The organism is Streptomyces endophyticus (assembly GCF_035798155.1).
Lineage (GTDB): Bacteria > Actinomycetota > Actinomycetes > Streptomycetales > Streptomycetaceae > Streptomyces > Streptomyces endophyticus.
The window spans coordinates 58,693-85,116 of record NZ_JAOZYC010000136.1 but is presented as its reverse complement, the minus strand read 5'-3'; the positions used below and the strand labels follow the sequence as shown (position 1 = coordinate 85,116).

Below are 26,424 nucleotides of genomic sequence, written 5' to 3'. Positions count from 1 at the left end.
CGCTCAGGCCCCCGCCCGGAACGCCCCCGGTGTCACCCCGGTTCGCAGCCGGAAGAACTTCGTGAAGTCACTGGGGTCGTCGAACCCGAGCCGCCCCGCCACCTCCTTCGCGGACAGGCCGCTGTGCCAGAGCAGCCGCTTCGCCTCCAGGAGGACCCGGTCGTCGACGTACTGCTTCGCGGTACGCCCCGTCGCGGCGAGGGCGGCACGGGTCAGGGTGCGGGGGCTGTAGCCGAGGGCCGCCGCGTAGTCCTCGACGCGGCGGGTCACCGCGTGGTCGCGCTCCACGGCCGCGTGGAAACGGTGGAAGGTGTCACGGGACGCGGCCGGTGCCGGGTCGCGAACCGCCGCGAGGCGCATCACCAGCACCGACAGCAGCGCGCGCAGCACCTCGGCATGGGTCCCCAGCGGGAGCGAGGACATCGCCCCGTACTCGTACGTGAGGTGTTCGACGGCCCGTCGTACCGACTCCGCGTCCCGGCCGCGCGGGGTCAGTGGACGCTGTTCGTACGGCGGATCCATGTGTGCCGCCGAGACGATCGCCGGCGGCAGGAAACCGGCCTTGAACAGGACGATCACGCCGTCCGCCGACGCCAGATCCGGGCCGAAGCGCTGCACCTGGCCCGGGCGGATCCACATCCAGGACCCCGGGCGCAGCTCGTACTCGACAAAGTCCACGGCCACCCGCAGCGGGCGCGCGCGGGCGCCGATCAACTGGTGGAAGACGGGCCGCAGCGGCGCGTACGGATCGTTGCCGTGCCGCAGCGAGCGGTCGTGAAGGTCGGCCAGCTCCGCCACCTCGACACCGGTCGGGGCCCCCACGGTCGGTGTGTACGCGAGATCCCGGACCTCGGGGCGTTCCTGTCTGATTTTCCCCATCGTGAGTCCCGAGCGTACCGCTGCCGCACCCGTCCCGCCGCCTAGCGTGAAAGCACAGGTCAGCGACGTGTGAGGAGTGTCCGGTGCGATTGATCGTGGGAATGACCGGGGCGACGGGCGCCCCGTTCGGTGTCCGTCTCCTTGAGTGTCTGCGCGAGCTGCCGGACGTGGAGACACATCTGGTGCTCTCCCGGTGGGCGCGCACCACGATCGAGCTGGAGACCGGTCTGTCGGTGGCGCAGGTGTCCGCGCTCGCCGACGTGACACACCACCCCGACGACCAGGGCGCCACCATCTCCTCCGGCTCGTTCCGCACCGACGGCATGGTCATCGTGCCGTGCTCGATGAAGACGCTCGCGGGGATCAGCGCCGGATACGCCGAAGGGCTCGTGGCACGCGCCGCGGACGTCGTCCTCAAGGAGCGGCGCAAGCTCGTCCTCGTCCCGCGCGAGACACCACTGAGCGAGATCCATCTGCGGAACATGCTCGAACTCGCCCGCATGGGCGTCCAGTTGGTGCCGCCCATGCCCGCCTTCTACAACAACCCGCAGACGATCGACGACATCGTCGACCACATCGTCGCCCGGGTCCTCGACCAGTTCGACCTGCCGGCCCCGGCCGCCGAGCGCTGGGCCGGCATGCGCGCCGCCCGCACCGCCCGCGCCGCCGCCGACTCCGCAACCCCCGTACAGAACACAGGAGTTACCCATGCCCTATGACGATCTGCGCAGCTTCCTCGGCACCCTGGAGAAGGAGGGCCAGCTGCTGCGCATCTCCGAAGAGGTGCTGCCCGAGCCCGACCTCGCGGCCGCAGCCAACGCGACGGGCCGCATCGGCGAGAACGCTCCCGCCCTCTACTTCGACAACGTCAAGGGCTTCACCGACGCCCGCATCGCGCTCAACGTGCACGGCTCCTGGGCCAACCACGCCCTCGCGCTCGGACTGCCGAAGAACACGCCGGTCAAGGAGCAGGTCGAGGAGTTCGCGCGGCGCTGGGACGCCTTCCCCGTCGCTCCCGAACGCCGCGAGGACGCGCCGTGGCGCGAGAACACCCAGGAGGGCGAGGATGTCGACCTCTTCTCCGTCCTGCCGCTCTTCCGCCTCAACGACGGTGACGGCGGCTTCTACCTCGACAAGGCCGCCGTCGTCTCCCGCGACCCCGAGGACCGGGACAACTTCGGCAAGCAGAACGTCGGCATCTACCGCATCGAGGTCCTCGGCGCGAACCGCCTCGCCATCCAGCCGGTGCCCGTGCACGACGTCGCGATCCACCTGAACAAGGCCGAGGAGGTGGACGAGGACCTGCCCATCGCCATCACCCTCGGCAACGACCCGGTGATGGCGATCGTCGCCGGCATGCCGATGGCGTACGACCAGAGCGAGTTCGAGATGGCCGGCGCCCTGCGCGGCGCGCCCGCGCCGATCGCCACCGCCCCGCTCACCGGCTTCGACGTGCCGTGGGGCAGCGAGGTCGTCATCGAGGGCGTCATCGAGTCGCGGAAGCGCCAAATAGAGGGCCCCTTCGGGGAGTTCACCGGCCACTACTCGGGCGGGCGCCGGATGCCCGTCGTCCGCGTGGACCGTGTCTCGTACCGTACGAACCCGGTCTTCGAGTCCCTCTACCTCGGCATGCCGTGGACCGAGTGCGACTACCTCGTCGGCCCCAACACCTGCGTCCCGCTGCTCAAGCAGCTGCGCGAGGCGTTCCCCGAGGTGCAGGCCGTCAATGCCATGTACACGCACGGCCTGATGGTGATCATCTCGACGAAGAAGCGGTACGGCGGGTTCGCCAAGGCCGTCGGCATGCGCGCCATGACGACACCGCACGGGCTCGGTTACGTGGCCCAGGTGATCGTCGTCGACGAGGACGTGGACCCGTTCAACCTGCCGCAGGTCATGTGGGCCATGTCGGCGAAGGTCAACCCGAAGGACGACGTCGTCGTCATCCCGAACCTGTCGGTCCTCGAACTCGCGCCCGCCGCCCAGCCCGCCGGCATCACCAGCAAGATGATCATCGACGCGACGACCCCGGTGGCACCCGACGTCCGCGGCAACTTCTCCACCCCGGCCAAGGACCTCCCGGAGACGGCGGAGTGGGCGACGCGCCTTCAGAACATGATCGCGGCCCGTCACTGATCCCCGTCGCGATCCCCGTCGTGATGCCCGTCGTATCCCTCCAGAAAGGTCAACTCCCATGAACGACAACCTGGTTGACGGCGCCGAGTGCCCGCGCTGCCCCGCCGACACCGTCACCCGCCTCGCCACGTCCCCCGTCCCCGGGGTGTGGGACGTGCTCCAGTGCACCCGCTGCCTCTACACCTGGCGCACGAGCGAACCCGACCGCCGTACCCGCCGCGACGCCTACCCCGAGGCCTTCAAGCTGACGGACGCCGACATCGAGAACGCGATCGAGGTCCCGGCGGTGCCGCCGCTGCGCGTTTGACCTTGACACGGTGACAAGGTCTTCACTGCTGGTCGAGGAGGTGGTCCCGAACATGATCACTGGACAGGACACGGAGACCTTGCGCGCGCTGCGGGGGCTGGCGGACCGCGATGCGTCGGTGCGGCTGCGGGCCGCGATGGCGGTCGGCTCGGCGCCCGACCCGGAGTTCGTCGGCAGGCTCGTCGAGCGGTGCGCGGTCGAGTCGGAGTTCTTCGTCCGCGACATGCTGACCTGGGCGCTCACCCGTCACCCGGCGGGCGTCACGGTTCCCGCGCTGGTGCGTGAGGTGCGGTCGGGCAAGGCGCAGGCGCGGAGCCAGGCGCTGCACACGCTCTCCAAGATCGGCGACCGGAGCGCCTGGCCGGTCATCACGCGGGAGCTGTTGACGGACGCGGACGACGAGGTGGCGCGCAGCGCGTGGCGGGCCGCCGTCGTGCTCGTACCGGACGACGGCACGGGCGGCGGCACGGGCGGCGGCGCGGACGACAGTACGGACGACAGCACGGGCGGCGGTTCGGATGACGAGAAGACCGCCCTCGCCGCCGTACTCGCGACGCAGCTCGGCCGGGGCGGGCGGGAGACGCAACTCAGCCTGGGCCGGGCTCTGGTCGAGCTCGGTGACGTGGTGGCGCCCGCGCTGCGCACCGCGGCGACATCCTCCGACCCGGACGTGCGCGCGCACGCGCTCGCCACGCAACAGGTGCTGCGCGACCCGGACACCGGGTTCGGCTTCGCGATCGAGGAGGCGAAGCGCGTCGTGGCCCTAGGCGGGGCTCCCGTGGTGGACGATGAAGTGTGTTGATCGGTGAGGTGGCGCGGAGGTCCGGGGTCAGTGCCCGCATGCTCCGGCATTACGAGACGCTGGGGCTCGTGCGGCCCTCGGAACGCACGGGCTCCGGCTATCGGGAGTACTCGGGCGACGACATCCGGCGGATCTTCCACATCGAGAGCCTGCGGTCACTGGGGCTCTCGTTGCGCGAGATCGGGCGCGCGCTCGACGAGCCGGACTTCACGCCCTCGGCGCTCGTCGGCGATCTCATCCGGCAGACGCGTGAACGCATCGCGGCCGAGACCGAGTTGCTCACGCGGCTCAACCGGATCGACGCCGCGGGCCCCGGAGACTGGGAGGAAGTCCTCCAAGTCGTCGCGCTACTACAGGCGTTGAGCTCGAAGAGCGCCGACGCCCGGCAGCGCGCGGCCCTTTCGTCCGGCGGCCAGGACGCGATGCCCGTGGAGGCCCTGGTCGAAGCCGTGTTGAGCGAGACGGACACGAATGTCGCCGGGGCCCTGCGCTGGGCGCTGGTGCGCTCCGGCGGCGCCGACGGTCTGCCGCTGCTGGTGGAGGCGCTCGGCTCGCCGGTGCCCGCCGTACGGGAGCGGGCCGCTCAGTGCCTCACCGAGCTGCCGGGCGACGCGGCCACCGCGGAGCTGCGGCACGCCCTCGCGAGCGCCGACGCCGTGGTCCGGGGGCGCGCCGCCGTGGCGCTCGGCAACCGGGGAGCGGCCGACGCGGTCCCGGAGCTGATCGACATGATCGTGGCGGGCAGGAACGACACCGACGCGGCGGATGCGCTGAGCGTGCTGGCGAGCGACACCGCACCGGCGGAACGCATCGCGACCGCGCTCGTCGACCGCCTCGCCCACGCCGCCACCGAGGCGCCCGCACGCGGCCGACTCACGCAGGCGCTGGCCGGAATCCCGGGAACGACGGCGACGCGCGCCCTCGTCGAGCTGTCGGCCGACGAGGACCGCGCCGTGGCGCTGACCGCGGTGTATCTGCTTCGGCTGCGCGAGGCGCCGTAACGGTCGTCGAGAACGGGACTGCCCGACGGGCTCGGTCCGCCACGACCTGGTCCGTCAGGACCTGGCCCGTTCCCCGTTGAGCTGGGCGAGGTGGGTGTCGAGGACCCGCACGGCCCACTCGGTGTCGTCGTCCGGTTCCTGGCGGACGAGGTGCAGGGCAAGGCCGTCGAGCATGGCGTGCAGCCGCGCGGCCTCGACGGGGACGTCACCGGCCCGCAGGGGCAGCGTCCGCGCGGCCCGTTCGCACACGTCGCGCAGGGTCTGGTGCACGGCGCGGTGGGTCTGGCGCAGGGCCGGGTCGGTCATCGCGGCTGTGCCCAGGATCAGGGAGACCTCCATCTCCAGGCGCCGCTGCTCGTCGAGCGGCAGCAGCTCCATGAGCACCTTCCTGGTCCACTGGTCGTCGTCCTCGGGGATCGCGGCGACCCGCGTCGTGGTGTGCTCCGCGACCATCTCGTAGGCCTTGATCCGCAGGCTGGCCTGCGTGGGCAGGGTGTACCGCAGTGAACTGGGCGGCAGTCCGGCCTCGGCGGCGACCTTGCGGACGGACAGCGCCGGGATGCCGTCGCGGACCAGGACCGTCCAGGCGGCCTGGGAGACCAGGCGATTGCGTTCTACCGCGTCAAGGGTGCGGGGCATGACCCCATAGTCGCACAGTCGTGCGGGAACGTGCTATATCTTGTTTCAGCACACTCGTACGAAAACGATTGGGAGGTCACGCGATGGCGTGGATCGTACTGATCGCATCAGGAGTGCTGGAGGCCGTCTGGGCCTCCGCGCTCGGTGCGTCGAAGGGCTTCAAGCGCACCAGGCCGACCGTGCTGTTCGTCGTCGCCCTGGTGCTCAGCATGGCGGGCCTGGCCTATGCCATGGGGTCGCTGCCCGTCGGCACCGCCTATGCGGTGTGGGTCGGCATAGGCGCCGTACTGACGGTCCTGATCGCCGCCGTACGGGGACAGGACAAGCTGACCCCGCTGCGTACGGCGTTGCTGGCCGGTCTGATCGGCTGTGTCATCGGCCTGAAGGCGGTGAGCTGAATGCCGTGGGTCATCCTGTTCATCAGCGCCGGTCTCGAAGCCGTCTGGGCCACCGCGCTGGGCGCGAGCGACAGCTTCACCAACGTCGTCCCGTCCGTCGTCTTCTTCGTCGGCCTGGCCCTGAGCATGGCCACGCTGGCCTTCGCCACGAGGCACATCCCGATCAGCGTCGCGTACGCGATCTGGAGCGGGTCCGGTGCCGCGCTCACGGTCATCTGGGCCATGGCCACCGGCACGGAGACGGCCGGCGTCCTCAAGGTGCTGTTCCTGACCGGAATCGTCGCCTGCATCGTCGGCCTCAAACTGCTCAAGCCGCACAAGGCGGAGGTCGCGTAGGCGCGATGCCACGTGCAAGGGCGCGGCCCGGACCCCCCAGGGGTCCGGGCCGTGTGTCGTGCGCGCTCTCGGTGGTTACTTCAACCAGCTGTCCACCAGCTGCTTGTTGTCCGCGATCCACTCCTTCGCCGCGGCCTGCTCGTTGCCCGTCCCCTTCTTCTGGAGGAGGAGTTCCAGGCTGCCGAGCTGGCTGCTCGTGAGGTGGAAGTTCTTCAGCCAGCCGGCCACCTCGGGGTTGGCCTTGGAGTAGCCCTTAGAAGCGACCATCTGGACCTTGTCGGGCTTGCCGTAGGCCTTCTTGGGGTCCTTGAGGACCTTCAGCTGCATCTTGGTGTACGCCCAGTGCGGCCGCCAGAGCGTGACCACGATCGGTTTCTTGTTGTTGATGGACTTCTGCAGGGCGGAGAGCATCGCGGACGTGCTGGACTCGGTGAGCTCGTACTCGCTCTTGAGGCCGTAGTCCGGCAGCACGGGGGAGCGGGTCAGGCGCATCAGTCCGGAGCCGGCCTCGATACCGACGATCTTGCCGCCGAACTCGCCGGCCTTCCCCTTGAGGTCGTCGATGGTGTTGACGTCCTTGACGTACTTGGGGACGGTCAGGTTGAGGTCGGCCGGCTCGTACCAGGTGCCGAGCTTCTCCATCTTGGGGCCGAGCTTCTTCCAGTACGTCTCATGGGTGACCGGCAGCCAGGCGTCGAGGTAGATGTCGGCCTGCTTGTTGGCGATGCCCGCGTAGGTGCTGGCGATGTCCAGGTCACGGACGTCGACCTTGTACCCCTTGTCCTCCAGGATCTGCTTCCACAAGAAGGTCGCGGAGACTCCCTCGTCCCATCCGGCGACGTAGGCCAGCTTGACCGTCTTCGAGCCGCTGCCACTGTCGGCGTCGGAGCCCTCGTCGACCTTCGAGGTGTTCCCGCTGCATGCGGCGGTGGTGAGCAGGGTGAGCGCGGCGGCGGTGCAGCCGAAGAGGTAGGTGATGCGGCGGCGACGATTGCGGATCATGACTGGAGCTCCTGTCTTCACGCGGAAACCGGAGTGGTGGAAGAGGCGGAGGACGATTTCTCCACCTCTTCCGCCGGGGTCGTGCCTGCGCGCCTGCGGCCCGGGCGGCGTCGGATGCGGGGGGTGGCGAGAGCACTGGTGACGCGGTCGAGGAAGATCGCGAGGAAGACCACGGCGAGGCCGCCCTGGAACCCGATCCCGACTTCGAGCTGGCTGATGCCGCGCACCACGATGCTGCCGAGACCGGGGGCGCCGACCATGCCGGCGATGACGACCATGGACAGCGCCAGCATGATGACCTGGTTGATGCCGGCCATGATCGAGGGCATGGCCAGCGGGAGTTGGACGTCGCGCAGGATCTGGCCGCGCCGGGCACCGAAGGCGTGCGCGGCCTCCACGACTTCCGGGTCCACCTGCCGGATGCCCAGTTCGGTGAGGCGTACGGAGGGTGCGACGGCGAAGGCGATGGTGGCGACGACGCCGGGGGCGAGCCCGATGCCGAAGAAGAAGACGGCAGGGATGAGATAGACGAAGACCGGCAGCGTCTGCAGGAAGTCGAGGACGGGCCTGACCAGGGCGCTGGCCAGCGGACTGCGGGCGGCCCAGATGCCGATGGGCACCCCGATGGCCACCGCGAACACCGCGGCGACCACGACGACGGCGAGCGACTGCATCGCCGCGATCCACAGGCCCATGCCCTGGATGAGGAGGAAGGCGCCCACCGTGTAGAGGGCGAAGATCCAGCCGCGGGTGAAGTACGCGAGGACGGTGAACACCACGATGATGACCAGCATGTGCGGTGCGGTCAGGACCTGAAGGACCGCGTTCACCAGGGACGTCACCACGGTGGTGACGGCGTCGAAGAAACCGCCGAGGTTCTCCGTCAGCCAGTCGACGGCCTTGCTGACCGGGGTGCCGAGATCAACGCTGAACAGCATCGGCCACCTCCTCCTGTGAGCTGCCTGATGCTTCGGAAGTGCCTGCCTCTTCGCGGGAGTTGGGGGCCTTCGGTGCGGAGAGCGCGGTGAGCAGCGCCGCGCGGGGCACGACCCCGAGCAGCCGCCCGTCGTCATCGGTCACGGCCAGCGGCACCGAGTACCGCCCGGCCGCCGGGAACAGATCCACGAGCAGTGTGTCGGGTCCTGCCCGCCCGTAGGCGTCGGTCAGGCACTCCGGGCTGTCGCGCAGGGAGGCGTGCCCCGCGTCGGCGGCCCGTGCGACGGCATCGTCGTGGGCCACGCCGGCGACGCCGCCGTCGGCGTCGAGGACGTAGACGGCGCCCGCCTCGATGTCCGCCAGGGAGCGCAGGACGTCACGCGGGTCGTCGTCGAGACCGGCCGTCGTCAGAGGCTCGCGCATGACGGCGCGGGCGGTCAGCACGCGGGAGCGGTCGACGTCGGAGACGAAGTCGCGTACGTAGGCGTCGGCGGGGGAGTCGAGGATGTCGGTCGCGGTGCCGAGCTGCACCACGCCGCCGTCGCGCATGACCATGATCCGGTCGCCGAGCCGCATCGCCTCGTTGAGGTCGTGGGTGACGAAGACGATGGTGCGGCGCAGATCGCGCTGCAGACCGAGCAGCAGGTCCTGCATGTCCCGGCGGATCAGCGGGTCGAGCGCGCTGAACGGCTCGTCCATGAGCATGATTTCGGCATCCGTGGCCAGTGCGCGGGCCAGGCCGACGCGCTGGCGCATGCCGCCGGAGAGTTCGCTGGGGTAGGAGTCGGCCCAGTCGGCGAGGCCTACGGTGCGCAGTGCCCAGTCGGAGCGTTCCTCGCGCTCGGCGGCCGTGGCGCCGCGCAACTGCATTCCGTAGGCGGCGTTCTGACGGACCGTCCGGTGCGGGAAGAGCGCGAAGTGCTGGAAGATCATGTTGACCTTGCGGTTGCGCAGCTCGCGCAGGTTCGTTTGGTCCATCGCCAGCAAGTCCCGGCCGTCGACGTGGAGTTCGCCCGAGGTCGGTTCGACGAGGCGGTTGAGCATCCGGAGCAAGGTCGACTTCCCGGACCCGGACAGGCCCATGACGACGAAGAGTTCGCCGGGTTCGACGGTGAAGGACACGTCGCGCACCGCGTGCGTCGTGTTGTCGGCGGATTCGAAAACCTTGTTCAGCCGTGCTGCTTCTATCACCGTGCCCCACCTCCAGGGGTGCGCGCGGGGCGCTTGGAACATGTCCGGGCTGGTGTTTCGCAATGCGCAACAAATGTGCAGTACGGTGTGACGATGCCGTTGATCGTGACGGCACGTCAAGGCTCTTGCATCCGGGCAACCGCGAATTAACGTCTACGGGCGGCGAGTTGGGCCGCCGAGGCGGAGAGCTGGAGGGCGCTGTGGTGACGACCGGCAGCCGTGGGCGAGCGCGCGATCGTGCGGTGCAGTCCGTCGACCGTGCGGTGTCGGTCCTGCAGATCCTGGCCGTGCGCGGGCCCTGCGGCGTCACCGAGATCGCCGGGCAGCTCGGCGTCCACAAGACGACCGTGTTCCGGCTGCTCGCTACTCTGGAGGCGCGCGGCCTGGTCGAACAGGGCGCGGGGCGGGGCCGCTACCGCATCGGCCACCCGCTCACCGAACTCGCCGCCGCGGCCACGAAGAACACCGATCTGTTCCTGCTCAGCCGCCCCGTCTGCCAGGAGCTGGCCCAGGCCGCGGGCGACACCGTGAACGTCTCCGTCCGCGAGGGCCGCGACGTGGTCACCGTGGGCCAGGTGGCGGGCGAGGCGTCGATCGCCAGCGTCGACTGGGTCGGCAGGCGCTGCCCGCTGCATGCCAGCGCCGCGGGCAAGGTCTTCCTCGCCCACCCCGCCCCGGACCGGCACGGGCGGCTGCCCTCGGAGCTGCCCCGGGGCAAGCGCATGGAGCGGTACACGCCCCGCACCATCACCCGCCAGGAGCACCTCGCGAAGGATCTCGCCGCCGTACGCGAACGGGGCTACGCCGTCTCGTTCGAGGAGTACGAGATCGGTCTCGTCTCCCTCGCCGCGCCGGTCCGCGCCCTGGACGACACGGTGGTCGCCGCCGTCACCCTCGCGGGCCCCGCCTTCCGCATCCGCGAGGACACCACGCCCGCCCTGGCCGGTCTGCTCCTCGCGGCCGCGGCGCGGATCTCCTGGCGCCGGGGGCAGGTCAAGCGGGGCTGAGCCCGGCGGGGCTGAGCCCGGCGGGGCCGGTCCGGGGCGAGCGCCACCGGTGTGCGCAGGCGCTTCCTGGATAGGCTCCCCGTATGAGCAGCAAAGGTCGCGCGCGGGACACGTCGGTGCAGTCGGTGGACCGGGCGGTGTCGATCCTCCAAGTGCTGGCCGTGCAGGGGCCGTCCGGCGTCACCGAGATCGCCGATGCCCTGGACATCCACAAGTCGACCGTCTACCGGCTGCTCGCCACGCTGGAGGCGCGCGGCCTCGTCGAGCAGGACAGCGAGCGCGGCAGTTACCGCATCGGCTACACCGTGGTCGAACTCGCGGGCGGCGCGACCAAGGGCAACGACCTGTCGCTGCTGAGCCGGCCGGTCTGTCAGGAGCTCGCCGCCGCCGTCGGCGAGACGGTGAACGTGGCGGTCTACGACGGCGAGGCCGTCATCAGCATCGACCAGGTGCTCGGCAACGCGGCCATCACCAGCATCGACTGGGTCGGCAAGCGCACGCCCCTGCACGCCACGTCGGCGGGCAAGGTCTTCCTGGCACACATGCCGCAGCCGGAGGCCGCCGAGGTCCTCGAGCAGTCGCTGGAGGAGTTCACGCCGCACACCATCACGGACCCGGCGCTCCTGAAGGAGCAGTTGCAGGGGGTCCGCGAACTGGGCTACGGCGTCATCAGCGAGGAGCTGGAGATCGGGCTCGCCTCGCTGTCCGCCCCCATCAGGTCGCTGAACGGCGAGGTCATCGCCACCGTGACCGTCTCGGGGCCGACGTTCCGGATCAACGACCACACGATCTCCGGGCTCGCCGAACAGCTGGTGGCGGCCGGCGAAAAGATCTCGTGGCGCAAGGGCTACATCCGGCGCGGCTGATTACGCAGCGGTAGGGGTTGACGACGCGGTCTCGTGCGCCGCACATTTGTCTCGCATCGCGTTGTTGTTTCGTATCGCGAAACAAGGCGCCCTTGCGGTCATTGCATCCGGGCCACAGAGCTTCCCTGTCTCCCTTGGAGCTGTCGTGCGCGCACCGAACACGAACCTGGATCCCCTGCTCCAGCCCTTCCGGCTGAAGCACCTCACCCTTCGCAACCGAGTGGTCAGCACGTCCCACGAGCCCGCCTTCGGCGAGGACGGACTGCCCAAGGACCGCTACCGCGCCTACCACCTGGAGAAGGCCCGCGGCGGCGTCGGCCTGACGATGATCGGCGGCTCCGCGGTCGTCTCCCCCGACAGTCCGCCCTCCTTCGGCAACCTGCTGCTCTACCGCGACGAGATCGTGCCCTGGCTGCGACTGCTCGCCGACGACGTGCACGCGGCCGGCGCGGCCGTCATGTGCCAGGTCACCCACCTCGGGCGCCGCACCAGCAACTACACAGGGGACTGGCTTCCGGTGGTCGCCGCCTCCCCGCTGCGCGAGCCCGCGCACCGCGCGTTCCCCAAGGCCGCCGAGCCCTGGGACCTGGACCGGATCGTCGCCGACTACGCGGCCGCGGCGGTGCGCTGCCGGGAAGGCGGCCTGGACGGCATCGAGTTGCAGTCCTACGGCCACTTCTTCGACGGCTTCCTCTCCCCGGCGACCAACCACCGCGACGACGAGTACGGCGGCGACCTGGAGCACCGAATGGCCTTCCCCCACCGGGTGATCCGCGCGGTGCGCGAGGCCGTGGGGCCCGACTTCGTCGTCGGCATCCGCATGGCCCTGGACGAAGACCTCCCCGGCGGCCTCACCTTCGCCGAAGGCCTCGCCGCCGCCGAGCAGTTCACCGCCGACGGCATCGACTTCATCAGCGCCATCCGCGGCACCATCGAATCCGACGCCTCCCTGTCGAGGACGATCCCGTCGATGGGCACCCCGCTCGGCCCCTTCCTCGACTTCACCGGCGAGATACGCCGCCGCCTCGACATCCCCGTCATGCACGCCGCCCGGATCGCCGACCCCGCCACCGCCCGGCACGCCCTGCGCGAAGGCCTCCTCGACCTCGTCGGCATGACCCGCGCGCAGATCGCCGACCCGCACCTCGTCGCCAAGATCACCTCCGGTGACGAGGACCGCATCCGCCCCTGCGTCGGGGCGAGTTACTGCCTGGACGCGATCTACGACTCCGGGGACACCAAGTGCGTCCACAACCCGGCCACCGGCCGTGAACTCCAGATCCCCCACACCGTCCCGGCCGCAACGGGGCCGCGCCGCAAGGCAGTTGTCGTCGGCGGCGGCCCGGCCGGTCTCGAAGCCGCCCGTGTCCTCGCCGAACGCGGCCACGACGTCGTGCTGTTCGAAGCGGGCGACCAGGCGGGCGGACAGATCCGGCTCGCCGCACAGAACCCTCGCCGCCTCGACCTGCTCGGCATCGTCGACTGGCGCGTCGCCGAGTGCAAACACCTCGGCGTCGACCTGCGCCTGGGCACGTACGCCGAACCGTCGGACGTGCTCGCCGAACATCCCGACCTCGTCATCGTCGCCACCGGCGGCCTCCCCAACCGCTCCTTCCTCACCGCAGGGGAAGGGCTCGTCGCGGACACCTGGGACGTGATGTCAGGATCCCTGCGCCCGCGCGCCGGAAGCGAGGTCCTGATCTACGACGACCACGGCGGCTACCCGGCCATGGACGCCGCGGAACTCCTCGCCACGCACGGCGCCCGCCTTGAGTACGTGACACCGGAGCGGGCGCTGGCACCCGACGTCGGCGGCATGAACTCCCCTGCCTATCTACGGGCGTTCACCGAGCACGACGTCACCGTGACACTCACTCGACGCCTGCGCTCTGTGCGCCGGGACGGGGGCGGGGGCGGTGCCCGTGACGGTGGCGGTCGGTTGGTGGCGACCCTGTTCAGCGAATACACCGGCACCGAGACCGAACGCGCCGTCGACCACGTCGTCGTCGAACACGGCACCCTCCCCAACGACGAGCTGTACACCGAACTGCTTCCCGCCTCCCGCAACTTCGGCGAGGTCGACCACCAGGCACTCCTCGCCCGCGAGGCACAGACCGTCGTCCGCAACGAGGCGGGCCGCTACCAGCTGTTCCGCATCGGCGACGCGGTCACCAGCCGCAACATCCACGCCGCCGTATACGACGCGCTGCGCCTGTGCCTGCCCGTTTGACGAGTCCTCGGAGAGACACCATGACAGTTCACGCCTCCGACACCGCCTCCGAGGCCGCCTCCCACGCCGCCCCCGCCGACCTCGTCGCCCGCCGGATCCCCGGCCACAGCCTCGAAGCACCCTTCTACACGAGCGACGCGTTCTTCCGTCTCGACGTCGACGCCGTCTTCGCCCGCAGCTGGATCTTCGCGGCCGCCGAGGCCGAACTCCCCGAACCCGGCGACTACATCACGCTCACCGTCGGCGCGTACTCCGTCATCGTCGTCCGTGACGACGACGAGGAGGTGCGGGCCTTCCACAACGTGTGCCGCCACCGCGGCACCCGCATCCTCAACGACGAGCGCGGCTCGGTCGGCAACATCGTCTGCGGCTACCACCACTGGACGTACGGCGTCGACGGGACGCTGCTGCACGCCGAGTCGCAGCCGCCCGACTTCGACCGCTCGTGCTTCGGCCTGCGATCCGTCCACGTTCGCACGGTCGCCGGCCTCGTCTTCCTGTCCCTGGCGGCCGAACCGCCCGCCGACTTCGGCGAGTTCGCCTCCCGCGTCGAGCCCTACCTCGCGCCGCACAACCTGGCGCGCGCCAAGGTGGCCAAGCAGATCGACCTCGTCGAGCACGGCAACTGGAAGCTCGCCATGGAGAACAACCGCGAGTGCTACCACTGCGCGGGCCACCCCGAACTCCAGCGCTGCTACTTCCCCCTCTACAACTTCACCGAGAACGAGGTGCCGCCCGGCATGCGGGCCACCTTCGAACGCTTCCAGAAGGCCGACGCGGAGGCCCGTGCCACGTTCGAGTCCCTCGGCCTGCCCTACGCCGCCATCGAGGAACTGGTCGAGCGCCCCACCGGGTTCCGTATCGAGCGCGAACCGCTCGACCTCGCGGGGGAGTCCTTCACCCCCGACGGCAAGGCCGCCGTACGCCGTCTGCTCGCCGACTTCCCGACGGCGCGCCTCGGTCACCTCGGTCTCCACCTGCAGCCCAACGCCTGGTTCCACTTCTCGGCGGACCACGCGGTGCTGTTCTCCGTCGTCCCGCTCGCCGCGGACCGCACCCTCGTACGCACCACATGGCTCGTGCACGCGGACGCCGAGGAAGGCATCGACTACGACCTCGACACCCTGACCGGGGTCTGGGTGGCCACCAACGAACAGGACGCGGTCTTCGTCTCCCGGGCCCAACTGGGCGTGAGCAGCCCCGCGTACGCGCCGGGCCTCTACAGCCCGACCGAATCCCAGGTCGAGTCCTTCGTCACCTGGTACATCACCCGGCTCACGGCGCACCTGGAGGGGCCATGACGACTGCGACGCTGACGGCGGCGGGAGCGCCGCCCGCCTGGGCCGACGGCCTGTTGGTGTGCCAGCAGATACTCGACGTGACGGCGGACGTGAAGACGTTCGTCCTCGCCCCCACCGAACCGCGGCTCTTCCGCCACGACCCCGGCCAGTTCCTGACCCTCTGCCTGGACATCGACGGCGAGCCCGTCGAGCGCTGCTACACCCTCTCCTCGGCGCCCACCCGCCCCGACCTCGCCACCATCACGGTGAAACGGGTCCCCGGCGGGCACGTGTCCACCTGGCTGCACGACCACCTGACACCCGGCAGTACCGTGTGGGCGCGCGGCCCCCTCGGCCGGTTCACCATCAACCAGCACCCCGCTCCGAAGTACCTGTTCCTGTCGGCGGGCAGTGGTGTCACCCCGCTGATGTCGATGACCCGCACGCTGTACGACCTGGCCCACCCCGTGGACGTCGCCTTCGTCCACAGCGCCCGCACCTTCGACGACATCATCTTCCGCCGGGAACTCGACTTCATCGCGGCCGCGTCCCCCCACTTCCGGGTACGCCACCTCCTCGACGACCACGACGAGCAGCTGAACGCACAGGTGCTGCGGTCCTTCGCCCCCGACTTCGCCGAACGCGAGGTGTTCACCTGCGGCCCGGCCGGCTACATGGAGGCCGTACGCGGGATGCTCACCTCCGAGGGCTTCGACATGGCCCACCACCACGAGGAGAGCTTCACGTTCGAGCCGCCGCCGGCAGCCGAACCCGAATCCGGCGTCGGCACCGGCTTCAAGGTCCAACTGGCCCGCACCGGACGCACCATCGAATGTGACCCCGAGACACCCGTCCTGGCGGCCGCCGCCCGCGAGGGCATCACGCTGCCCGCATCCTGCGCGCGGGGCATGTGCGGCACCTGCAAGACGACCCTCCTGTCCGGCTCGGTCGACATGCACCACACGGGCGGCATCCGCCCCCGCGAGATCGCCAACAACAAGATCCTGCTGTGCTGTTCGACACCGCGGGAGGACCTGGTGATCGACGTGTAGCCGCGGTCACTCGGCCCAGGGCAGCGGGATCCGGTCCTCGCTGCCGGGCAGCATCGCCTTGCCACCGACCGCCATGGCGACCAGCGCCTGCGCCGGGCCGCCCACGGCCGTCAACTGCCGCACCGTGCCCGCGGGCACGATGACGGCCTGTCCCGCCGTGGCCCGACCGGTCCCGCCCTCCACCTCGACCGCGAACTCGCCGGTCAGCGGCATCCAGACCTGTTCGCGGTCGATGATGTGCACGGGAGTGCCGGACCCGCTTCCGAACTCCACCCGCCACGTGGCGACTTCGGTGCTCCCTTGACTCGGCGCGGCCAGACCGACCGTCGCGCCGGCGGGGGTCCTCGTCGTCCGCTGCTCGCTCTCGCTGACCACGTTCATGACGCCTCCCGTAGTGTGTAAAGCCCCTTTACTCGTGACGAGTAAAGGGGCTTTATTCGGGTGTGTCAAGATGAGGGCATGGAGACCCGTGACCCGCTCGAGCGCACCGAACTCACCTTCCTGCTCGGGATGGCCTTCCAGTTGGTCCTCACCGAGTTCGTCAGCCGTGTGGACGCCGCCGGCTACTCCGACCTGCGTCCTGTGCACGGTCTGGTCTTCCAGGTGCTGCGCGGGTCCGGTGCCACCAGCAGTGAGCTCGCCGAGCGGCTCGGGGTCACCAAGCAGGCCGCCGGCCAGATCATCGACGACCTGGAGAAGCGGGGGTACGTGGAACGGCAGCCGCATCCCGCGGGTGGCCGCCGCAAGCTCGTCGTGCTGACCGACAAGGCCATGAAGCACCTCGCGGTGGCCGGAGGGATCCTGCACGAGCTGGAGGCGCAGCTGGCCGGGCGGCTCCGTGAGGCCGGTCGGGAGCTGCCCCGGGCCGAACTCGCGGCCATCGTCCGTACGTTGGCGGGCGACGCGATTCCGCCGCTCCGGCCGGTCTGGTGAAGCAGGGGCCCGGGGAGCGCGTGGTCCCCGGGCCCCGGTCGGCTACTCCGTCACCGCGGCGGGTGCGGAGATCCGTCCCGTGATGGCGCCGGCCGCCGCCAGTCCGGCGACGGCCAGGCAGCTGCTCGCCAGGAACGGGTCGAAGCCATCGAGGGCGGGAGCAAAACCGATGCCCACGTAGAGCGTGACACCGGTCGATCCGCCGAGTTGGTCGGCGGCCCGCTGGATGCCGGAGGCGATACCGGCGTCGTCCTCGGTCACGCCGGTCACCGCGACGTATTGCAGCCCGACGATCCCGAAGCCCATCCCGGCCGCGATGAGCGTCATGGCCGGGACCATCGCCCAACCGGCCGCCCCGAGCGCGGAGACCAGCGCGATGGCGGCCATCGCAAGGACGGTGAAGCCGATCCCGGCCAGCACACAGACCCGGGCGCCCCAGCGCCCGAGCAGCCGGGGCACCAGCACGGAGGCCGCGATCAGGGACACCGCCAGCGGCAGCATCGTGAGCCCGGCCTGGAGCGGTCCGGCGCCCAACCGGTCCTGCAAGTAGTACGTGAACAGCAGGAACGATGTGGACAGCGCAGCGCTCAGCAGTGCGGTGGCGGCGTTGGCCAGGACGCGCGGCCGGTTGCGGAAGAACCGCAGCGGCACCAGCGGATTCCGCGACCGGCGCTCGACCCTGACGAACAGGATGCCGGAGGCCACCGCGCCGCCCAGCGCCACCGGCGGCAGCCAGGGCAGGGTGCCGTCCGCCGCCCCCGCCTCGACGACGCCGAGGGTGAACAGCAACGGCGCCGCGATCAGCAGGACCGAACCGGGAAGGTCCAAAGGAGCGCGCCCTGCGGGCCGTTCGCCCGGCACGAGGAACACCGCCGCGGCGAACACGATCAGGATGAACGGTACGGACGCCAGGAAGATCCACCGCCAGCCGAGCAGCTCGGTGATGACACCGGAGACCACGAACCCGAGGACGAGGCCGCAGCTCGCGACGGCCGCCCACACACTCAGCGCCCGCGACCTGCGCGGCCCCTCGGGGAACAGAAGCACGATCACCGCCATCGCCGCGGGAAGCGCGATCGCCTCCCCGGCGCCCTGGAGCAGCCGGGCCGCCACCAGCACCGCGAACGACGGCGCGAGACCCGCCAGCAAGGACGCGGCGCCGAACAGCGCGGTGCCGAGCAGGAGGACGCGGCGCCTGCCCAGCACGTCGCCCAGCCGACCGCCCAGCATCAGCAGACCGCCGCCGGTGATCGTGTACCCGACCACGACCCAGGTCAGGGTGTGCCCGTCGACGCCGAAGTCGGCGCCGATCGAGGGCAGGGCGACATTGACCACGGTCACGTCGACCGCGATGAAGAACTGCAGCATGGCCATGCAGCACAGCACCAGCCACGCACGCACCGGGGACGAACTGCCCCCGCGCGAAAAGGGATTGCCTGAAAACACAGAGTGCTCCGTTGCCCAGAGGAGATTCCGAGCAGCACAAACGCGCCGCTCCGGTTCGACCGAGGAGCGACGGGACGTTCCGCAGAAAAACAGAAAGCAGAAGTGAGAGGGACGCCCCGCGCTAGCGGAGCGTCCTCGTCACCGCGGCGCAAGCGGCCGCGCACGAAGCAGCAGACATGCCGATGATGCTACCGGACCGCCCCGTAGGGGTGTCCGGGGCGCGTGGCGCCGTCCTTCGACGGGCCCGCCCCTGTTTCATGGCCCGCATGCCTGGCACCGCCGTACGCGACGAACACCCGCCCACACCGCAGGAGCGGTCCCTCGACCAGAAGGGCGGGCCGGGGCACACGCTCCTGCTGGCGCTCGCCCTCGCGATCCCCGCCGTGAAGGTCGCCTACACGGTCGGCGGTGGCGAGCCCGCTCGCGATGTGTTCGTCGGGATGGAGCTGAGCAACTGGCCCGACGTGCTCATCGGCATGCTGCTCACCGAACCCGCACTCGGGTCGGTGCTCGGCGTCGTGGTGTCCCGCGTCGTGTTCGCCCTGTTCGCCGCGCGCGGCGCCGTCCCGAAGGGGAGCGGGGTGGCGCAGGCGGCGCGGCGGGTGGCGCTCACCGTCGTCAATCCGGTCGCCGTGGGGATCATCGCCGCCTGCTTCTACGGGCCTTGGTGGGGCCTCGGCACCGGGATCGTGGCGTACGGGCTGCGGCAGGGGGTCGTCGTGGAGTACCGGGCGGGGCGACGCGGCCGCAGGCACCACCAGGACGACTACGTGCCGGGGCGGTGGCTCGGCCGGTTCGCCGCAGCCGAGCAGTGGGTGTCGCTGGCGCTGACCGTCGTCGTCCTGCCGCTGCTCGCCTTCGGGTCGGCGGTCGACGGGAAGGCGTGGACGTCGGTCCTGGAGTGCCAGGTGCAGGAAGGCACCCGGAACACGTCCCAGCGCCTCATCGAACTCGGCCGCAAGGGCAACGGCGTCGTCGGCTGGAGCCTGGACACCGAGGAGGTCGTCAACGGTGTCGGGTGCGTGGACACCGGAAGCCTGCGGGTGCGCCGCGCCTGGTGGTGACGGGGCGGCGCACCCGGTCCCTCAGGCCTTGCCCGCCCCGTTCGGCTGCGGGGTGTCGGCCACCGGCGCCGGCAGGTCGACCGCCAGGTGGTCGTGTGTCGCGTCCGGGTCGGTCAGGCGGTTCAGGCGGGCCGGGACGTCCAGGCCGACGAGGGCGACGACGATGATGGTGCCCGCGAAGGTGAGGACGGCCAAGGCCCGGCCGAGTGGCATCCCGTCGGCCAGCGACGCGCCCAGGACCGGGGCCACGGCACCGCCGAGCGCACCCACGTTGTACGTGAAGCCGAGCGCGGCCGCCCGGTTCTCGGTGGGGAAGTGGCCGCCGATGTAGCGCGGCAGCAGCCCGGAGATGCCGAAGCTGAGCCCTTGCAGCACGAACAGGAGCGAGCCCAGCAGGAGCAGGTTGTCCTTGACCGCGAACACCGGGAAGACGAACACCATCGAGGCGATGAGTGTGAGCGCGTACGCCTTCTTCGTGCCGATCCAGTCGCCGACGAACCCGGCCAGCCAGCAGCCCGCCATCGTGCCGAAGCCCGCGAAGAACATCGCGTTGCTGACCTGGTCCGGGGAGTAGCCGAGATCCGACTTGAGGTACGTCGGCAGCAGCGCCTGGATGGGCCAGGTGTAGAGGAACGCGAAGAACACCGTCACGGTCATCGCCACGTACAGCGGCCAGCTGCGGCGCCCGCCCAGCTGCGCGGCGAGCGCGATGAGGCTGACGCCCGCGACGACGGCGAGCACGGGCACGTACCCCGCCCCGATGGGGGTGAAGACGGCGAAGAGGGAGATCGTCGCGGCCACCGCCAGGACGGTGTTGGTCGTCGCGAAGAGCGGGCGGAAGGGGTTGGGCTTCGTCGCCCGCTGCTCGACCGTCTCGCTCCACTCGGCGGCCTCCGGCAGCGCCCGGCGCAGCCACAGGGCGACCACGATCGGGATGATCCCGATGTAGAACATCCACCGCCAACCCAGCGTCGGCACCACCCACTTGTACACCTCGGCGGCCAGTACCGAACCGACCGAGAATCCGGAGATGAGGAACCCGCTCGCCCGGTTGCGCAGCCGCGCGGGCCAGCTCTCCATGGCGTACGTGGCGCTGGCGCTGTACTCGCCCGCCATCCCCATGCCGATGGCGAGCCGGGCGACGAACAGGCTGGTGTAGTCCCAGGCGAAGCCGCAGGCGAAGGTGCCGATGGAGTACAGCAGGATGCTGATGACCATCGAGAGCTTGCGGCCGTAGCGGTCGCCGAGGGCGCCGAGCACGGCGCCGCCGATCCACCGGGTGATGAACGCGGCGGACACCAGGCTGGCGCCCTCCACCGTGCTCAGCCCGAAGTCGTCACTGATCTCCGTGAGGACGAGGGTGATCAGGACGAAGTCGAAGCCGTCCAGGACATAGCCGACCCAGGCGGCGAAGAACGACTTCCACTGGGTACCGGTCACCTCGCGGTACCAGGGACGTGTGTCGTGGGTTGTGTGGCGCACGATGTCTCCATGATGTCGGACCGCCTCGGCATTGAGCACGGGCCGCGGGCGGTGATGTGTCAGCGCTGGGTGAGTCCTGCGACGAATTGCCCGGTCAGGGCGGTGGGTGCGGTGATGGCTGTGCCGACGACGACACTGTGGGCGCCGCGCGCGAGTGCCTGCGCGGCCTCCTGCGGGGTACGGATGCGGCCCTCGGCGACCAGGGGGACATCGAGCGCCGCGGAGAGCGCGGCGACGAGGTCGAGGTCAGGGCCTTCCTGCTGCGGGGAAACCGGGGTGCCGGGGACGTAGCCGGAGAGCGTGGTGGACACCAGGTCGGCGCCCTCGGCCGCTGCGGTGACACCTTCGTCGAACGTCGCGACGTCGGCCATCACCAGGGCGCCCGCCGCGTGCACGGCGTCGGCCGCCGCGGCGAAGGTGCTGCCGTCGGGGCGCGGGCGGTCGGTGGCGTCGATCGCGACCACGTCGGCACCGGCCTCGGCGATCGCCACGGCGTGCCGGACGGTCGGCGTGATGTAGACGCCGGTGTCGCCGTCCTTCCAGAGGCCGATCAGGGGCAGGTCGACGGCGGCGCGGATCGCGGCCACCACCTCGGGTTCGTTGGCGCGGACGGCGGCCGCGCCGCCCGCGGCGGCGGACCGGGCGAGGCGCACGAGGGTGGAGGTCTCGCGCATCGGGTCGCCGGGCGGGGCCTGGCAGGACACGATCAGCCGGCCGGCGAGGGCTTCGGCGAGGTCGGTGGGGGAAGTGGGGGAGGGGGTGCTGGTATTCATCAGAGGTTCTGCTTCTGGTGTCGGGGGTGGTGGAGGGGCGCGGTCGCGGTGAGCGCGGCGGCGCCGAGTACGGCCGCGTCCGTGCCGTTGCGCGGCGGCCGCGGCCTCAAATGCCGTAGCAGAGGCAGGAGTTCACTCGCGAAGGCGCGGTCCAGCGCGTCCCGGTACAGCGGCCCGATCCGTGGCACGCCGCCCGCGACCACGACACGGTCGGGGCCGAGCGCGTTGGCGAGTCCGCCGAGGGCGCGCCCGGTCGCCGTCGCGCCGATCGTGATCGCGCGGACCGCGTCGTCGTCCCCGGCCGCCGCGCGCTCGGCGACCGTCTGCAAGCGGTCGACGGACCGACCGGTGAGCCGCTCGTACAGGGCCGTGATGCCGGGCCCAGAGGCGACGGCCTCCAGGTGTCCGCTCGCGCCGCAGGTGCACGGGAGGCCCGCGGCCTCGGGGCTCGGCAGGTGCCCGAGATGACCGGCGACACCCGCGACCCCGTGCAGCATGCGGCCACCCGCGGCGACGGCGCCGCCGACCCCCGTGCCGACGGCGACGAACAACAGCGTGGCGTCGTCGCCGAGCGCGGCGAGTTCGGGCCCGGCCGTGGCCCGCACGTCGTTGTCGCAGGCGACCGGGAGGCCGGTGCGCTCCGCGAGCCCGGCACCGAGCGCCGTGCCCGCCCACCCGCGGATCGTGTCGGTCGAGGCGGTCACCATGCCCGTACGGGGGTCGACCACGCCGGCCGCGGCGACACCGACGGCCCGCGCGTCGTGGTCGAGGGACCGCGCCGCCTCGCCGAGAGCGTCGAGGACGGCAACGGGCCCATCGTTGGCGGGAGTTGGCCTGGTGTGCCGTTCGAGTACGGACCCGTCCGGGCCGACCAGGGCGGCGTCGATCTTCGTGCCGCCGAGGTCGAGCCCGATGACGGGACCAGATGCGGCGCTCATTCGACCGGCGCGAGCCCGGCGGCCCGCAGGCGCACGGCGATGCTCTCGACGGACGCCTCGCTCAGCTGGATCTGCGGGAACGCGGTGTCGCCGTTGTCGATGACACCGAGCAGTCGCAGGGCGCCCTTGAAGGAGCCGAGCGCCGACGAGCTGCGCCCCATGTCCTCCTCCGGCCCGACATCGACGATGCCGAAGAGCTCGACGAGCCGCTCCTGCTCCTTGGCCGCCAGCTCCCAGTCACCGGCGCGGGCGGCCTCGTAGAGACGTACGTACGCGGCGGGATCCACGTTCCCGATGCCCGGCACGACACCGTCGACGCCCGCCAACAGGACGGCGTCCACCGTGAGTTCGGAGCCGGTGAGGATGCTGAAGTCGGGCGCGGGTCCGGTCCCGCGGCCGTGCCTGCCGCCCAGTTCGACGATCAGACGGCGCAGCCCGCCCTCGTCGCCACTGCTGTCCTTGACGCCCGCCAGGGTGCCGTCCTGCGCCAACTCCCGCAGCAGCGCGGCGGACAGCTTGCTGTGCACCGACACCGGCAGGTCGTACGCGAACAACGGCAGGTCGACGCTCGCGCGGATGCGCCGGAAGTGCCGGGCGATCTCCAGCGGGTGCGTGCGCGTGTAGAACGGCGCGGTGGCCACGAGCCCGTCGGCGCCCAGCTCAGCGGCCCTGGCGGCGTGGTCGAGGACGCGCGGCGTAGTGGTGTCGATGACGCCGGCGAGCACCGGCACCCGGCCCGCGGCGGCGCGCACCACCGTCTCCAGGACCGTGGCGCGCTGCGCGTCGGTGAGGTAGGCGACCTCGCTCGTCGAGCCCAGCGCGAACAGGCCGTGCACGCCGCCGTCGATGAGGTGCTCGACGAGCCGGGCCAGGGAGGCGGTGTCGATGTCGCCCCGCGCGTCGAGCGGCGTGCAGACGGGCGGGACGACCCCGCGGAGAGGGCTGGTGAGAGGCATTGCGGCTGCTCCAGTGCTGCTGCGGAGGTGTGGCCGACGATCGGCCACGAGGTAAGACGTAAGATGTCTTACGTCAGGCGTCACCATAGACTCAGCTGGGCGCCACAGGTCAAGAGCGTCGTAAGTCACACCCGGCACAAGTGCCGGGAAGCAACACCGGGTCGTCGCGCCCGGCCGATCGGAAGGAGTCGTCGGTGGCCCGCTCCACGCTGACCGCGGACGTGCAGGAGAGCATCAAGCAGCTGATCCTGGAGCGCGGTCTCGCGCCGGGCAGCCCGCTGCCGCCCGAGGGCGAGCTGGCGGAGCTCTTCGACGTCAGCCGGGTCTCGCTGCGCGAGGCGCTCAAGGCGCTGCAAGCCTTGCAGGTCATCGAGATCCGGCGCGGCTCCGGCACCTTCGTGGGCTCGCTCTCCCTCGACCCCTTCGTCAAGGGCCTCGCCTTCCGCGCGGCGGTGCGGCACCGCAACGGCGAGCCGAGCCTGTACGAACTCATGCGGGTGCGCGAGGCGTTGGAGGCGGGCCTGATCGAGAGTGTGGCGGCGTCCGTGCCCGCTGAGGACCTCGACGCGCTGCGCGGGATCGTCGCGGACATGGAGAAGGAGGCGGAGACGGGGCGCGTCGCACGGGCCACGGACCGCGCCTTCCACGTGGCGCTCTACCGCTCACTCGACAACTACCTGCTCAGCGAGGTGCTCGACGCGTTCTGGGCGGCCATGGACCAGGTCCGCGACGACATCGGCGACAGCCACCAGGTGGGTGCCATCACCGCCGCCCACCACAAGGCGATCGTCGACGCCCTGGCCGCGGGGGACGGGTCCCGCGCGGCGGCGGCGATGCGTACGCACTTCGACGGCATCCGGGAACGCCTTGCGCCGGACGGTGTGGCGGCCGCCACCCGCCCGGTGGGCTGAACCGGGGCGTTCAGGCGCGGGGTCCTGCCTCCTTGTCGTACCGGCCCCGCAGGTCCTCCCAGAACCCGAGCCCGACGGACTCGAACAACCCGCGCACCGGCAGCTGCCCGGAAGTGTCGAGGTCGCCCTGGGCGGCACGGGCCAGGGCGCCGCGCATCGCGGCCGCCGCGCTGCCGACGTTGAGGAGGGGCATGATGACCAGCGCGTAGCCGGCCTCGCGCAGCACGTCGAGCCCCGCGTCGGGTGTCTTGCCGCCGGGTACGAGGTTGAAGAGCGCGGGCGCGTCGACCTCGGACGGCACCCGCCGCACCTCCTCGACGGTCTGCGGCGCCTCGACGAACACGATGTCCGCGCCCGCCTCCACGTACCGGTTCACCCGGCGCACGGCCTCGTCGAAGCCGTCCGTGGCGCGGCAGTCCGTGCGGGCGATGAGAACGGTGTCGGGGTCGCGGCGCGCCTCGGCCGCCGCCTCGATCTTCGCGGCGAACTCCCCGGCATCCACTACGCGCTTGGCGTCGAGGTGTCCGCAGCGCTTGGGGAACTCCTGGTCCTCCAGCTGGATCGCGGCGACCCCGGCGCTTTCGTAGAGCTGGACGGTCCGGTAGGTGTGGGTGATGTCGCCGAACCCGGTGTCCGCGTCGGCGATCAGCGGGATGTCCAACAGCCCTGCGAGCAGCCCGGCCTGACGCACCATCTCGGTCTGCGTGGCGAGCCCGATGTCCGGCAGCCCGTTCGCGGCGGCCACGGCAGCGCCCGACATGTAGGCGGCGCGGAATCCGGCGCCCGCCGTCAGCGACGCCGACAACCCGTCGTACACACCGGGCGCGAGCACCGCAGACCGCTCGCGCAGGATCTCCCGCAGCCGATTCCGTGTGTCCGTCATGAGCGTGCCTCCACCGGGTTGGTTCCTCGTTCGCGATCAATTCCTCATTCGACCCTTCGAGGGCCCGTGGGGGAAGTGGGCGACACGGGGGAGAGCCGGTAGGCGCCGTCGTGGGTGACGACGCGGCCCGCCGTGGGCGGGGCGAAGTGGGTGCCCAGCACGAGTGTGTCCGTGTCGGCGAGTGAGTCGAGCAGCGTGCGGCGCGAGGCCTCGGACCGCTGCGGGTCGATGTCGACGCAGGCGCCGATGGCGGGGTGCGCGAGCTGTACGGGGTGGTGGACGCAGTCGCCGGTGATGAGCGCCGTACCGCCGCGGCCGGTGAGTTCGACGGCCACGTGGCCGGGGGTGTGTCCCGGTGTGGGCAGCAGGCGCAGGCCGGGGGCGATGGTGACCCCCTCGGCGGGGACGTCGACGAGGTCGAGCAGCCCCGCCTCCTCCACCGGGATCACGGAGTCCCGGAACATCTGCTCGCGCGCCTCGTCCATGTCGTACGCGGCCCAGAACTCCCGCTCCGTGCGCGAGGTCAGATAGCGGGCGCGGGGGAAGGTGGGTACCCAACTGCCGTCCACCTTCCGGGTGTTCCAGCCGACGTGGTCGGCGTGCAGGTGGGTGAGGATCACCAGGTCGACCGAGTCAGGGGGGAATCCGGCGGCGGTGAGCGTCTGTAGGTAGTCGGTGTTCAGGTCGTGCCAGGCGGGGTTGGCCCGCGCCTTGCCGTTGCCGATACCGGTGTCGACGAGGACGCGGAGTCCGCCGACGGTGAAGGCGAAGGTGTGGCTGTCGATGCGGAGGGTGCCGTCGGCGTCGGCGAAGTCGGGGTGCAGCCAGTCCTGTTCGGTGACGAGGTCCGGGGTGGCGCCGGGCAGCAGCCACGGCCCCGTGGCGGGCGGCAGGGGTGTCTCGTCGATGCGGTGGACGGTGATGTCACCGACGGTCCAGGAAGGGGTGGTGGTCATGGGGGGGCCGTCCTTCGGGG

At 71.0% G+C, this 26,424-nt stretch carries 28 protein-coding genes; 15 read left to right on the top strand and 13 right to left on the bottom strand.

Annotated elements, in window-relative coordinates:
* Window positions 1-3 precede the first annotated feature (3 nt).
* A complete protein-coding gene (locus OKJ99_RS24525; RefSeq protein ID WP_326019542.1) occupies window positions 4-879 on the bottom strand; it encodes a helix-turn-helix domain-containing protein in 876 nt (291 codons plus the stop codon).
* Between the two features lie 83 nt (window positions 880-962).
* Between OKJ99_RS24525 and OKJ99_RS24520 the strand changes: the two genes are divergently transcribed.
* The 5 genes from OKJ99_RS24520 to OKJ99_RS24500 are packed head-to-tail and all read left to right on the top strand — an operon-like array spanning window position 963 to window position 5,125.
* The gene (locus OKJ99_RS24520; RefSeq protein ID WP_326019541.1) at window positions 963-1,598 is read left to right on the top strand and encodes a non-oxidative hydroxyarylic acid decarboxylases subunit B; all 636 of its coding nucleotides are present in this window, start codon (window positions 963-965) and stop codon (window positions 1,596-1,598) included.
* A complete protein-coding gene (locus OKJ99_RS24515) occupies window positions 1,588-3,015 on the top strand; it encodes a non-oxidative hydroxyarylic acid decarboxylases subunit C (protein WP_326019540.1) in 1,428 nt (475 codons plus the stop codon). The genes OKJ99_RS24520 and OKJ99_RS24515 overlap by 11 nt, the downstream gene beginning before the upstream one ends.
* A 58-nt stretch (window positions 3,016-3,073) precedes the next feature.
* Window positions 3,074-3,322 (top strand): non-oxidative hydroxyarylic acid decarboxylases subunit D, encoded by a 249-nt coding sequence (locus OKJ99_RS24510; RefSeq protein ID WP_326019539.1) that lies wholly within the window; start codon window positions 3,074-3,076, stop codon window positions 3,320-3,322.
* 52 nt (window positions 3,323-3,374) lie between these two features.
* Complete coding sequence (locus tag OKJ99_RS24505) at window positions 3,375-4,124, top strand: HEAT repeat domain-containing protein (RefSeq protein ID WP_326019538.1); 750 nt, start codon at window positions 3,375-3,377, stop codon at window positions 4,122-4,124.
* Entirely contained in the window at window positions 4,118-5,125 is a 1,008-nt protein-coding gene (locus OKJ99_RS24500; protein ID WP_326019537.1) for a MerR family transcriptional regulator, read from the top strand. Before OKJ99_RS24505 ends, OKJ99_RS24500 begins: the two co-directional genes overlap by 7 nt.
* A 54-nt stretch (window positions 5,126-5,179) precedes the next feature.
* On the opposite strand, the gene OKJ99_RS24495 is transcribed toward OKJ99_RS24500, so the two are convergent.
* Window positions 5,180-5,764, bottom strand: coding sequence for a TetR/AcrR family transcriptional regulator (locus OKJ99_RS24495; RefSeq protein ID WP_326019536.1), 585 nt, complete (start codon window positions 5,762-5,764; stop codon window positions 5,180-5,182).
* An 83-nt stretch (window positions 5,765-5,847) separates the two neighbouring features.
* Between OKJ99_RS24495 and OKJ99_RS24490 the strand changes: the two genes are divergently transcribed.
* Window positions 5,848-6,162: a DMT family transporter gene (locus tag OKJ99_RS24490; protein ID WP_326019535.1), complete on the top strand. Its 315-nt coding sequence runs from the start codon at window positions 5,848-5,850 to the stop codon at window positions 6,160-6,162.
* Complete coding sequence (locus OKJ99_RS24485) at window positions 6,163-6,498, top strand: DMT family transporter (protein WP_326019534.1); 336 nt, start codon at window positions 6,163-6,165, stop codon at window positions 6,496-6,498. It begins immediately after the preceding gene.
* Window positions 6,499-6,573: 75 nt separating this feature from the next.
* On the opposite strand, the gene OKJ99_RS24480 is transcribed toward OKJ99_RS24485, so the two are convergent.
* The 3 genes from OKJ99_RS24480 to OKJ99_RS24470 are packed head-to-tail and all read right to left on the bottom strand — an operon-like array spanning window position 6,574 to window position 9,627.
* A complete protein-coding gene (locus OKJ99_RS24480; RefSeq protein WP_326019533.1) occupies window positions 6,574-7,500 on the bottom strand; it encodes a glycine betaine ABC transporter substrate-binding protein in 927 nt (308 codons plus the stop codon).
* A gap of 17 nt (window positions 7,501-7,517) precedes the next feature.
* Window positions 7,518-8,438, bottom strand: a complete 921-nt coding sequence (locus OKJ99_RS24475) for an ABC transporter permease (RefSeq protein WP_326019532.1) — start codon at window positions 8,436-8,438, stop codon at window positions 7,518-7,520.
* A complete protein-coding gene (locus OKJ99_RS24470) occupies window positions 8,422-9,627 on the bottom strand; it encodes a quaternary amine ABC transporter ATP-binding protein (RefSeq protein WP_326019531.1) in 1,206 nt (401 codons plus the stop codon). The genes OKJ99_RS24475 and OKJ99_RS24470 overlap by 17 nt, the downstream gene beginning before the upstream one ends.
* Window positions 9,628-9,869: 242 nt before the next feature.
* Here OKJ99_RS24470 and OKJ99_RS24465 point away from each other — a divergent pair, with 242 nt between their 5' ends.
* The 5 genes from OKJ99_RS24465 to OKJ99_RS24445 all read left to right on the top strand — a co-directional run bounded on the left by OKJ99_RS24465 (window position 9,870) and on the right by OKJ99_RS24445 (window position 16,062).
* Entirely contained in the window at window positions 9,870-10,634 is a 765-nt protein-coding gene (locus OKJ99_RS24465; RefSeq protein ID WP_326019530.1) for an IclR family transcriptional regulator, read from the top strand.
* 116 nt (window positions 10,635-10,750) lie between these two features.
* On the top strand, window positions 10,751-11,500 hold the full coding sequence (locus OKJ99_RS24460; protein ID WP_407700758.1) for an IclR family transcriptional regulator: 750 nt from the start codon (window positions 10,751-10,753) through the stop codon (window positions 11,498-11,500).
* A gap of 145 nt (window positions 11,501-11,645) precedes the next feature.
* Complete coding sequence (locus OKJ99_RS24455) at window positions 11,646-13,730, top strand: oxidoreductase (protein WP_326019528.1); 2,085 nt, start codon at window positions 11,646-11,648, stop codon at window positions 13,728-13,730.
* Between the two features lie 20 nt (window positions 13,731-13,750).
* A complete protein-coding gene (locus OKJ99_RS24450) occupies window positions 13,751-15,031 on the top strand; it encodes an aromatic ring-hydroxylating oxygenase subunit alpha (RefSeq protein ID WP_326019527.1) in 1,281 nt (426 codons plus the stop codon).
* Complete coding sequence (locus OKJ99_RS24445; RefSeq protein WP_326019526.1) at window positions 15,028-16,062, top strand: hybrid-cluster NAD(P)-dependent oxidoreductase; 1,035 nt, start codon at window positions 15,028-15,030, stop codon at window positions 16,060-16,062. The genes OKJ99_RS24450 and OKJ99_RS24445 overlap by 4 nt, the downstream gene beginning before the upstream one ends.
* 6 nt (window positions 16,063-16,068) lie before the next feature.
* On the opposite strand, the gene OKJ99_RS24440 is transcribed toward OKJ99_RS24445, so the two are convergent.
* Window positions 16,069-16,443 (bottom strand): cupin domain-containing protein, encoded by a 375-nt coding sequence (locus OKJ99_RS24440; protein ID WP_326019525.1) that lies wholly within the window; start codon window positions 16,441-16,443, stop codon window positions 16,069-16,071.
* A 78-nt stretch (window positions 16,444-16,521) separates the two neighbouring features.
* Here OKJ99_RS24440 and OKJ99_RS24435 point away from each other — a divergent pair, with 78 nt between their 5' ends.
* On the top strand, window positions 16,522-16,995 hold the full coding sequence (locus tag OKJ99_RS24435) for a MarR family winged helix-turn-helix transcriptional regulator (RefSeq protein ID WP_326019524.1): 474 nt from the start codon (window positions 16,522-16,524) through the stop codon (window positions 16,993-16,995).
* A 42-nt stretch (window positions 16,996-17,037) separates the two neighbouring features.
* Here OKJ99_RS24435 and OKJ99_RS24430 read toward each other — a convergent pair whose 3' ends face one another.
* Window positions 17,038-18,369, bottom strand: a complete 1,332-nt coding sequence (locus tag OKJ99_RS24430; RefSeq protein ID WP_326019523.1) for an MFS transporter — start codon at window positions 18,367-18,369, stop codon at window positions 17,038-17,040.
* Window positions 18,370-18,698: 329 nt separating this feature from the next.
* Between OKJ99_RS24430 and OKJ99_RS24425 the strand changes: the two genes are divergently transcribed.
* Window positions 18,699-19,505 (top strand): hypothetical protein, encoded by an 807-nt coding sequence (locus OKJ99_RS24425; RefSeq protein WP_407700756.1) that lies wholly within the window; start codon window positions 18,699-18,701, stop codon window positions 19,503-19,505.
* Window positions 19,506-19,526: 21 nt separating this feature from the next.
* Here OKJ99_RS24425 and OKJ99_RS24420 read toward each other — a convergent pair whose 3' ends face one another.
* Genes OKJ99_RS24420 through OKJ99_RS24405 form a run of 4 tightly spaced genes read right to left on the bottom strand, consistent with a single transcriptional unit; the run spans window position 19,527 to window position 23,654 of the window.
* On the bottom strand, window positions 19,527-20,987 hold the full coding sequence (locus OKJ99_RS24420) for a sialate:H+ symport family MFS transporter (RefSeq protein ID WP_326019521.1): 1,461 nt from the start codon (window positions 20,985-20,987) through the stop codon (window positions 19,527-19,529).
* Window positions 20,988-21,046: 59 nt separating this feature from the next.
* Window positions 21,047-21,760, bottom strand: a complete 714-nt coding sequence (locus OKJ99_RS24415) for an N-acetylmannosamine-6-phosphate 2-epimerase (protein ID WP_326019520.1) — start codon at window positions 21,758-21,760, stop codon at window positions 21,047-21,049.
* Complete coding sequence (locus tag OKJ99_RS24410; protein ID WP_326019519.1) at window positions 21,760-22,698, bottom strand: ROK family protein; 939 nt, start codon at window positions 22,696-22,698, stop codon at window positions 21,760-21,762. Before OKJ99_RS24410 ends, OKJ99_RS24415 begins: the two co-directional genes overlap by 1 nt.
* Entirely contained in the window at window positions 22,695-23,654 is a 960-nt protein-coding gene (locus OKJ99_RS24405; RefSeq protein WP_326019518.1) for a dihydrodipicolinate synthase family protein, read from the bottom strand. Before OKJ99_RS24405 ends, OKJ99_RS24410 begins: the two co-directional genes overlap by 4 nt.
* Window positions 23,655-23,848: 194 nt before the next feature.
* Between OKJ99_RS24405 and OKJ99_RS24400 the strand changes: the two genes are divergently transcribed.
* A complete protein-coding gene (locus tag OKJ99_RS24400; RefSeq protein WP_326019517.1) occupies window positions 23,849-24,565 on the top strand; it encodes a FadR/GntR family transcriptional regulator in 717 nt (238 codons plus the stop codon).
* Between the two features lie 10 nt (window positions 24,566-24,575).
* Here OKJ99_RS24400 and OKJ99_RS24395 read toward each other — a convergent pair whose 3' ends face one another.
* Window positions 24,576-25,448, bottom strand: a complete 873-nt coding sequence (locus OKJ99_RS24395) for an isocitrate lyase/PEP mutase family protein (RefSeq protein WP_326019516.1) — start codon at window positions 25,446-25,448, stop codon at window positions 24,576-24,578.
* Between the two features lie 44 nt (window positions 25,449-25,492).
* Window positions 25,493-26,404: an MBL fold metallo-hydrolase gene (locus tag OKJ99_RS24390; RefSeq protein WP_326019515.1), complete on the bottom strand. Its 912-nt coding sequence runs from the start codon at window positions 26,402-26,404 to the stop codon at window positions 25,493-25,495.
* Window positions 26,405-26,424 lie beyond the last annotated feature (20 nt).

Coding starts and splice junctions, on each gene's coding strand:
- OKJ99_RS24430 (WP_326019523.1), bottom strand. CDS start 18,369: ATGGCCATGCTGCAGTTCTTCATCGCGGTCGACGTGACCGTGGTCAAT.
- OKJ99_RS24475 (WP_326019532.1), bottom strand. CDS start 8,438: ATGCTGTTCAGCGTTGATCTCGGCACCCCGGTCAGCAAGGCCGTCGAC.
- OKJ99_RS24510 (WP_326019539.1), top strand. CDS start 3,074: ATGAACGACAACCTGGTTGACGGCGCCGAGTGCCCGCGCTGCCCCGCC.
- OKJ99_RS24505 (WP_326019538.1), top strand. CDS start 3,375: ATGATCACTGGACAGGACACGGAGACCTTGCGCGCGCTGCGGGGGCTG.
- OKJ99_RS24480 (WP_326019533.1), bottom strand. CDS start 7,500: ATGATCCGCAATCGTCGCCGCCGCATCACCTACCTCTTCGGCTGCACC.
- OKJ99_RS24525 (WP_326019542.1), bottom strand. CDS start 879: ATGGGGAAAATCAGACAGGAACGCCCCGAGGTCCGGGATCTCGCGTAC.
- OKJ99_RS24490 (WP_326019535.1), top strand. CDS start 5,848: ATGGCGTGGATCGTACTGATCGCATCAGGAGTGCTGGAGGCCGTCTGG.
- OKJ99_RS24395 (WP_326019516.1), bottom strand. CDS start 25,448: ATGACGGACACACGGAATCGGCTGCGGGAGATCCTGCGCGAGCGGTCT.
- OKJ99_RS24515 (WP_326019540.1), top strand. CDS start 1,588: ATGCCCTATGACGATCTGCGCAGCTTCCTCGGCACCCTGGAGAAGGAG.
- OKJ99_RS24445 (WP_326019526.1), top strand. CDS start 15,028: ATGACGACTGCGACGCTGACGGCGGCGGGAGCGCCGCCCGCCTGGGCC.
- OKJ99_RS24435 (WP_326019524.1), top strand. CDS start 16,522: ATGGAGACCCGTGACCCGCTCGAGCGCACCGAACTCACCTTCCTGCTC.
- OKJ99_RS24410 (WP_326019519.1), bottom strand. CDS start 22,698: ATGAGCGCCGCATCTGGTCCCGTCATCGGGCTCGACCTCGGCGGCACG.
- OKJ99_RS24425 (WP_407700756.1), top strand. CDS start 18,699: ATGGCCCGCATGCCTGGCACCGCCGTACGCGACGAACACCCGCCCACA.
- OKJ99_RS24390 (WP_326019515.1), bottom strand. CDS start 26,404: ATGACCACCACCCCTTCCTGGACCGTCGGTGACATCACCGTCCACCGC.
- OKJ99_RS24450 (WP_326019527.1), top strand. CDS start 13,751: ATGACAGTTCACGCCTCCGACACCGCCTCCGAGGCCGCCTCCCACGCC.
- OKJ99_RS24495 (WP_326019536.1), bottom strand. CDS start 5,764: ATGCCCCGCACCCTTGACGCGGTAGAACGCAATCGCCTGGTCTCCCAG.
- OKJ99_RS24405 (WP_326019518.1), bottom strand. CDS start 23,654: ATGCCTCTCACCAGCCCTCTCCGCGGGGTCGTCCCGCCCGTCTGCACG.
- OKJ99_RS24440 (WP_326019525.1), bottom strand. CDS start 16,443: ATGAACGTGGTCAGCGAGAGCGAGCAGCGGACGACGAGGACCCCCGCC.
- OKJ99_RS24485 (WP_326019534.1), top strand. CDS start 6,163: ATGCCGTGGGTCATCCTGTTCATCAGCGCCGGTCTCGAAGCCGTCTGG.
- OKJ99_RS24415 (WP_326019520.1), bottom strand. CDS start 21,760: ATGAATACCAGCACCCCCTCCCCCACTTCCCCCACCGACCTCGCCGAA.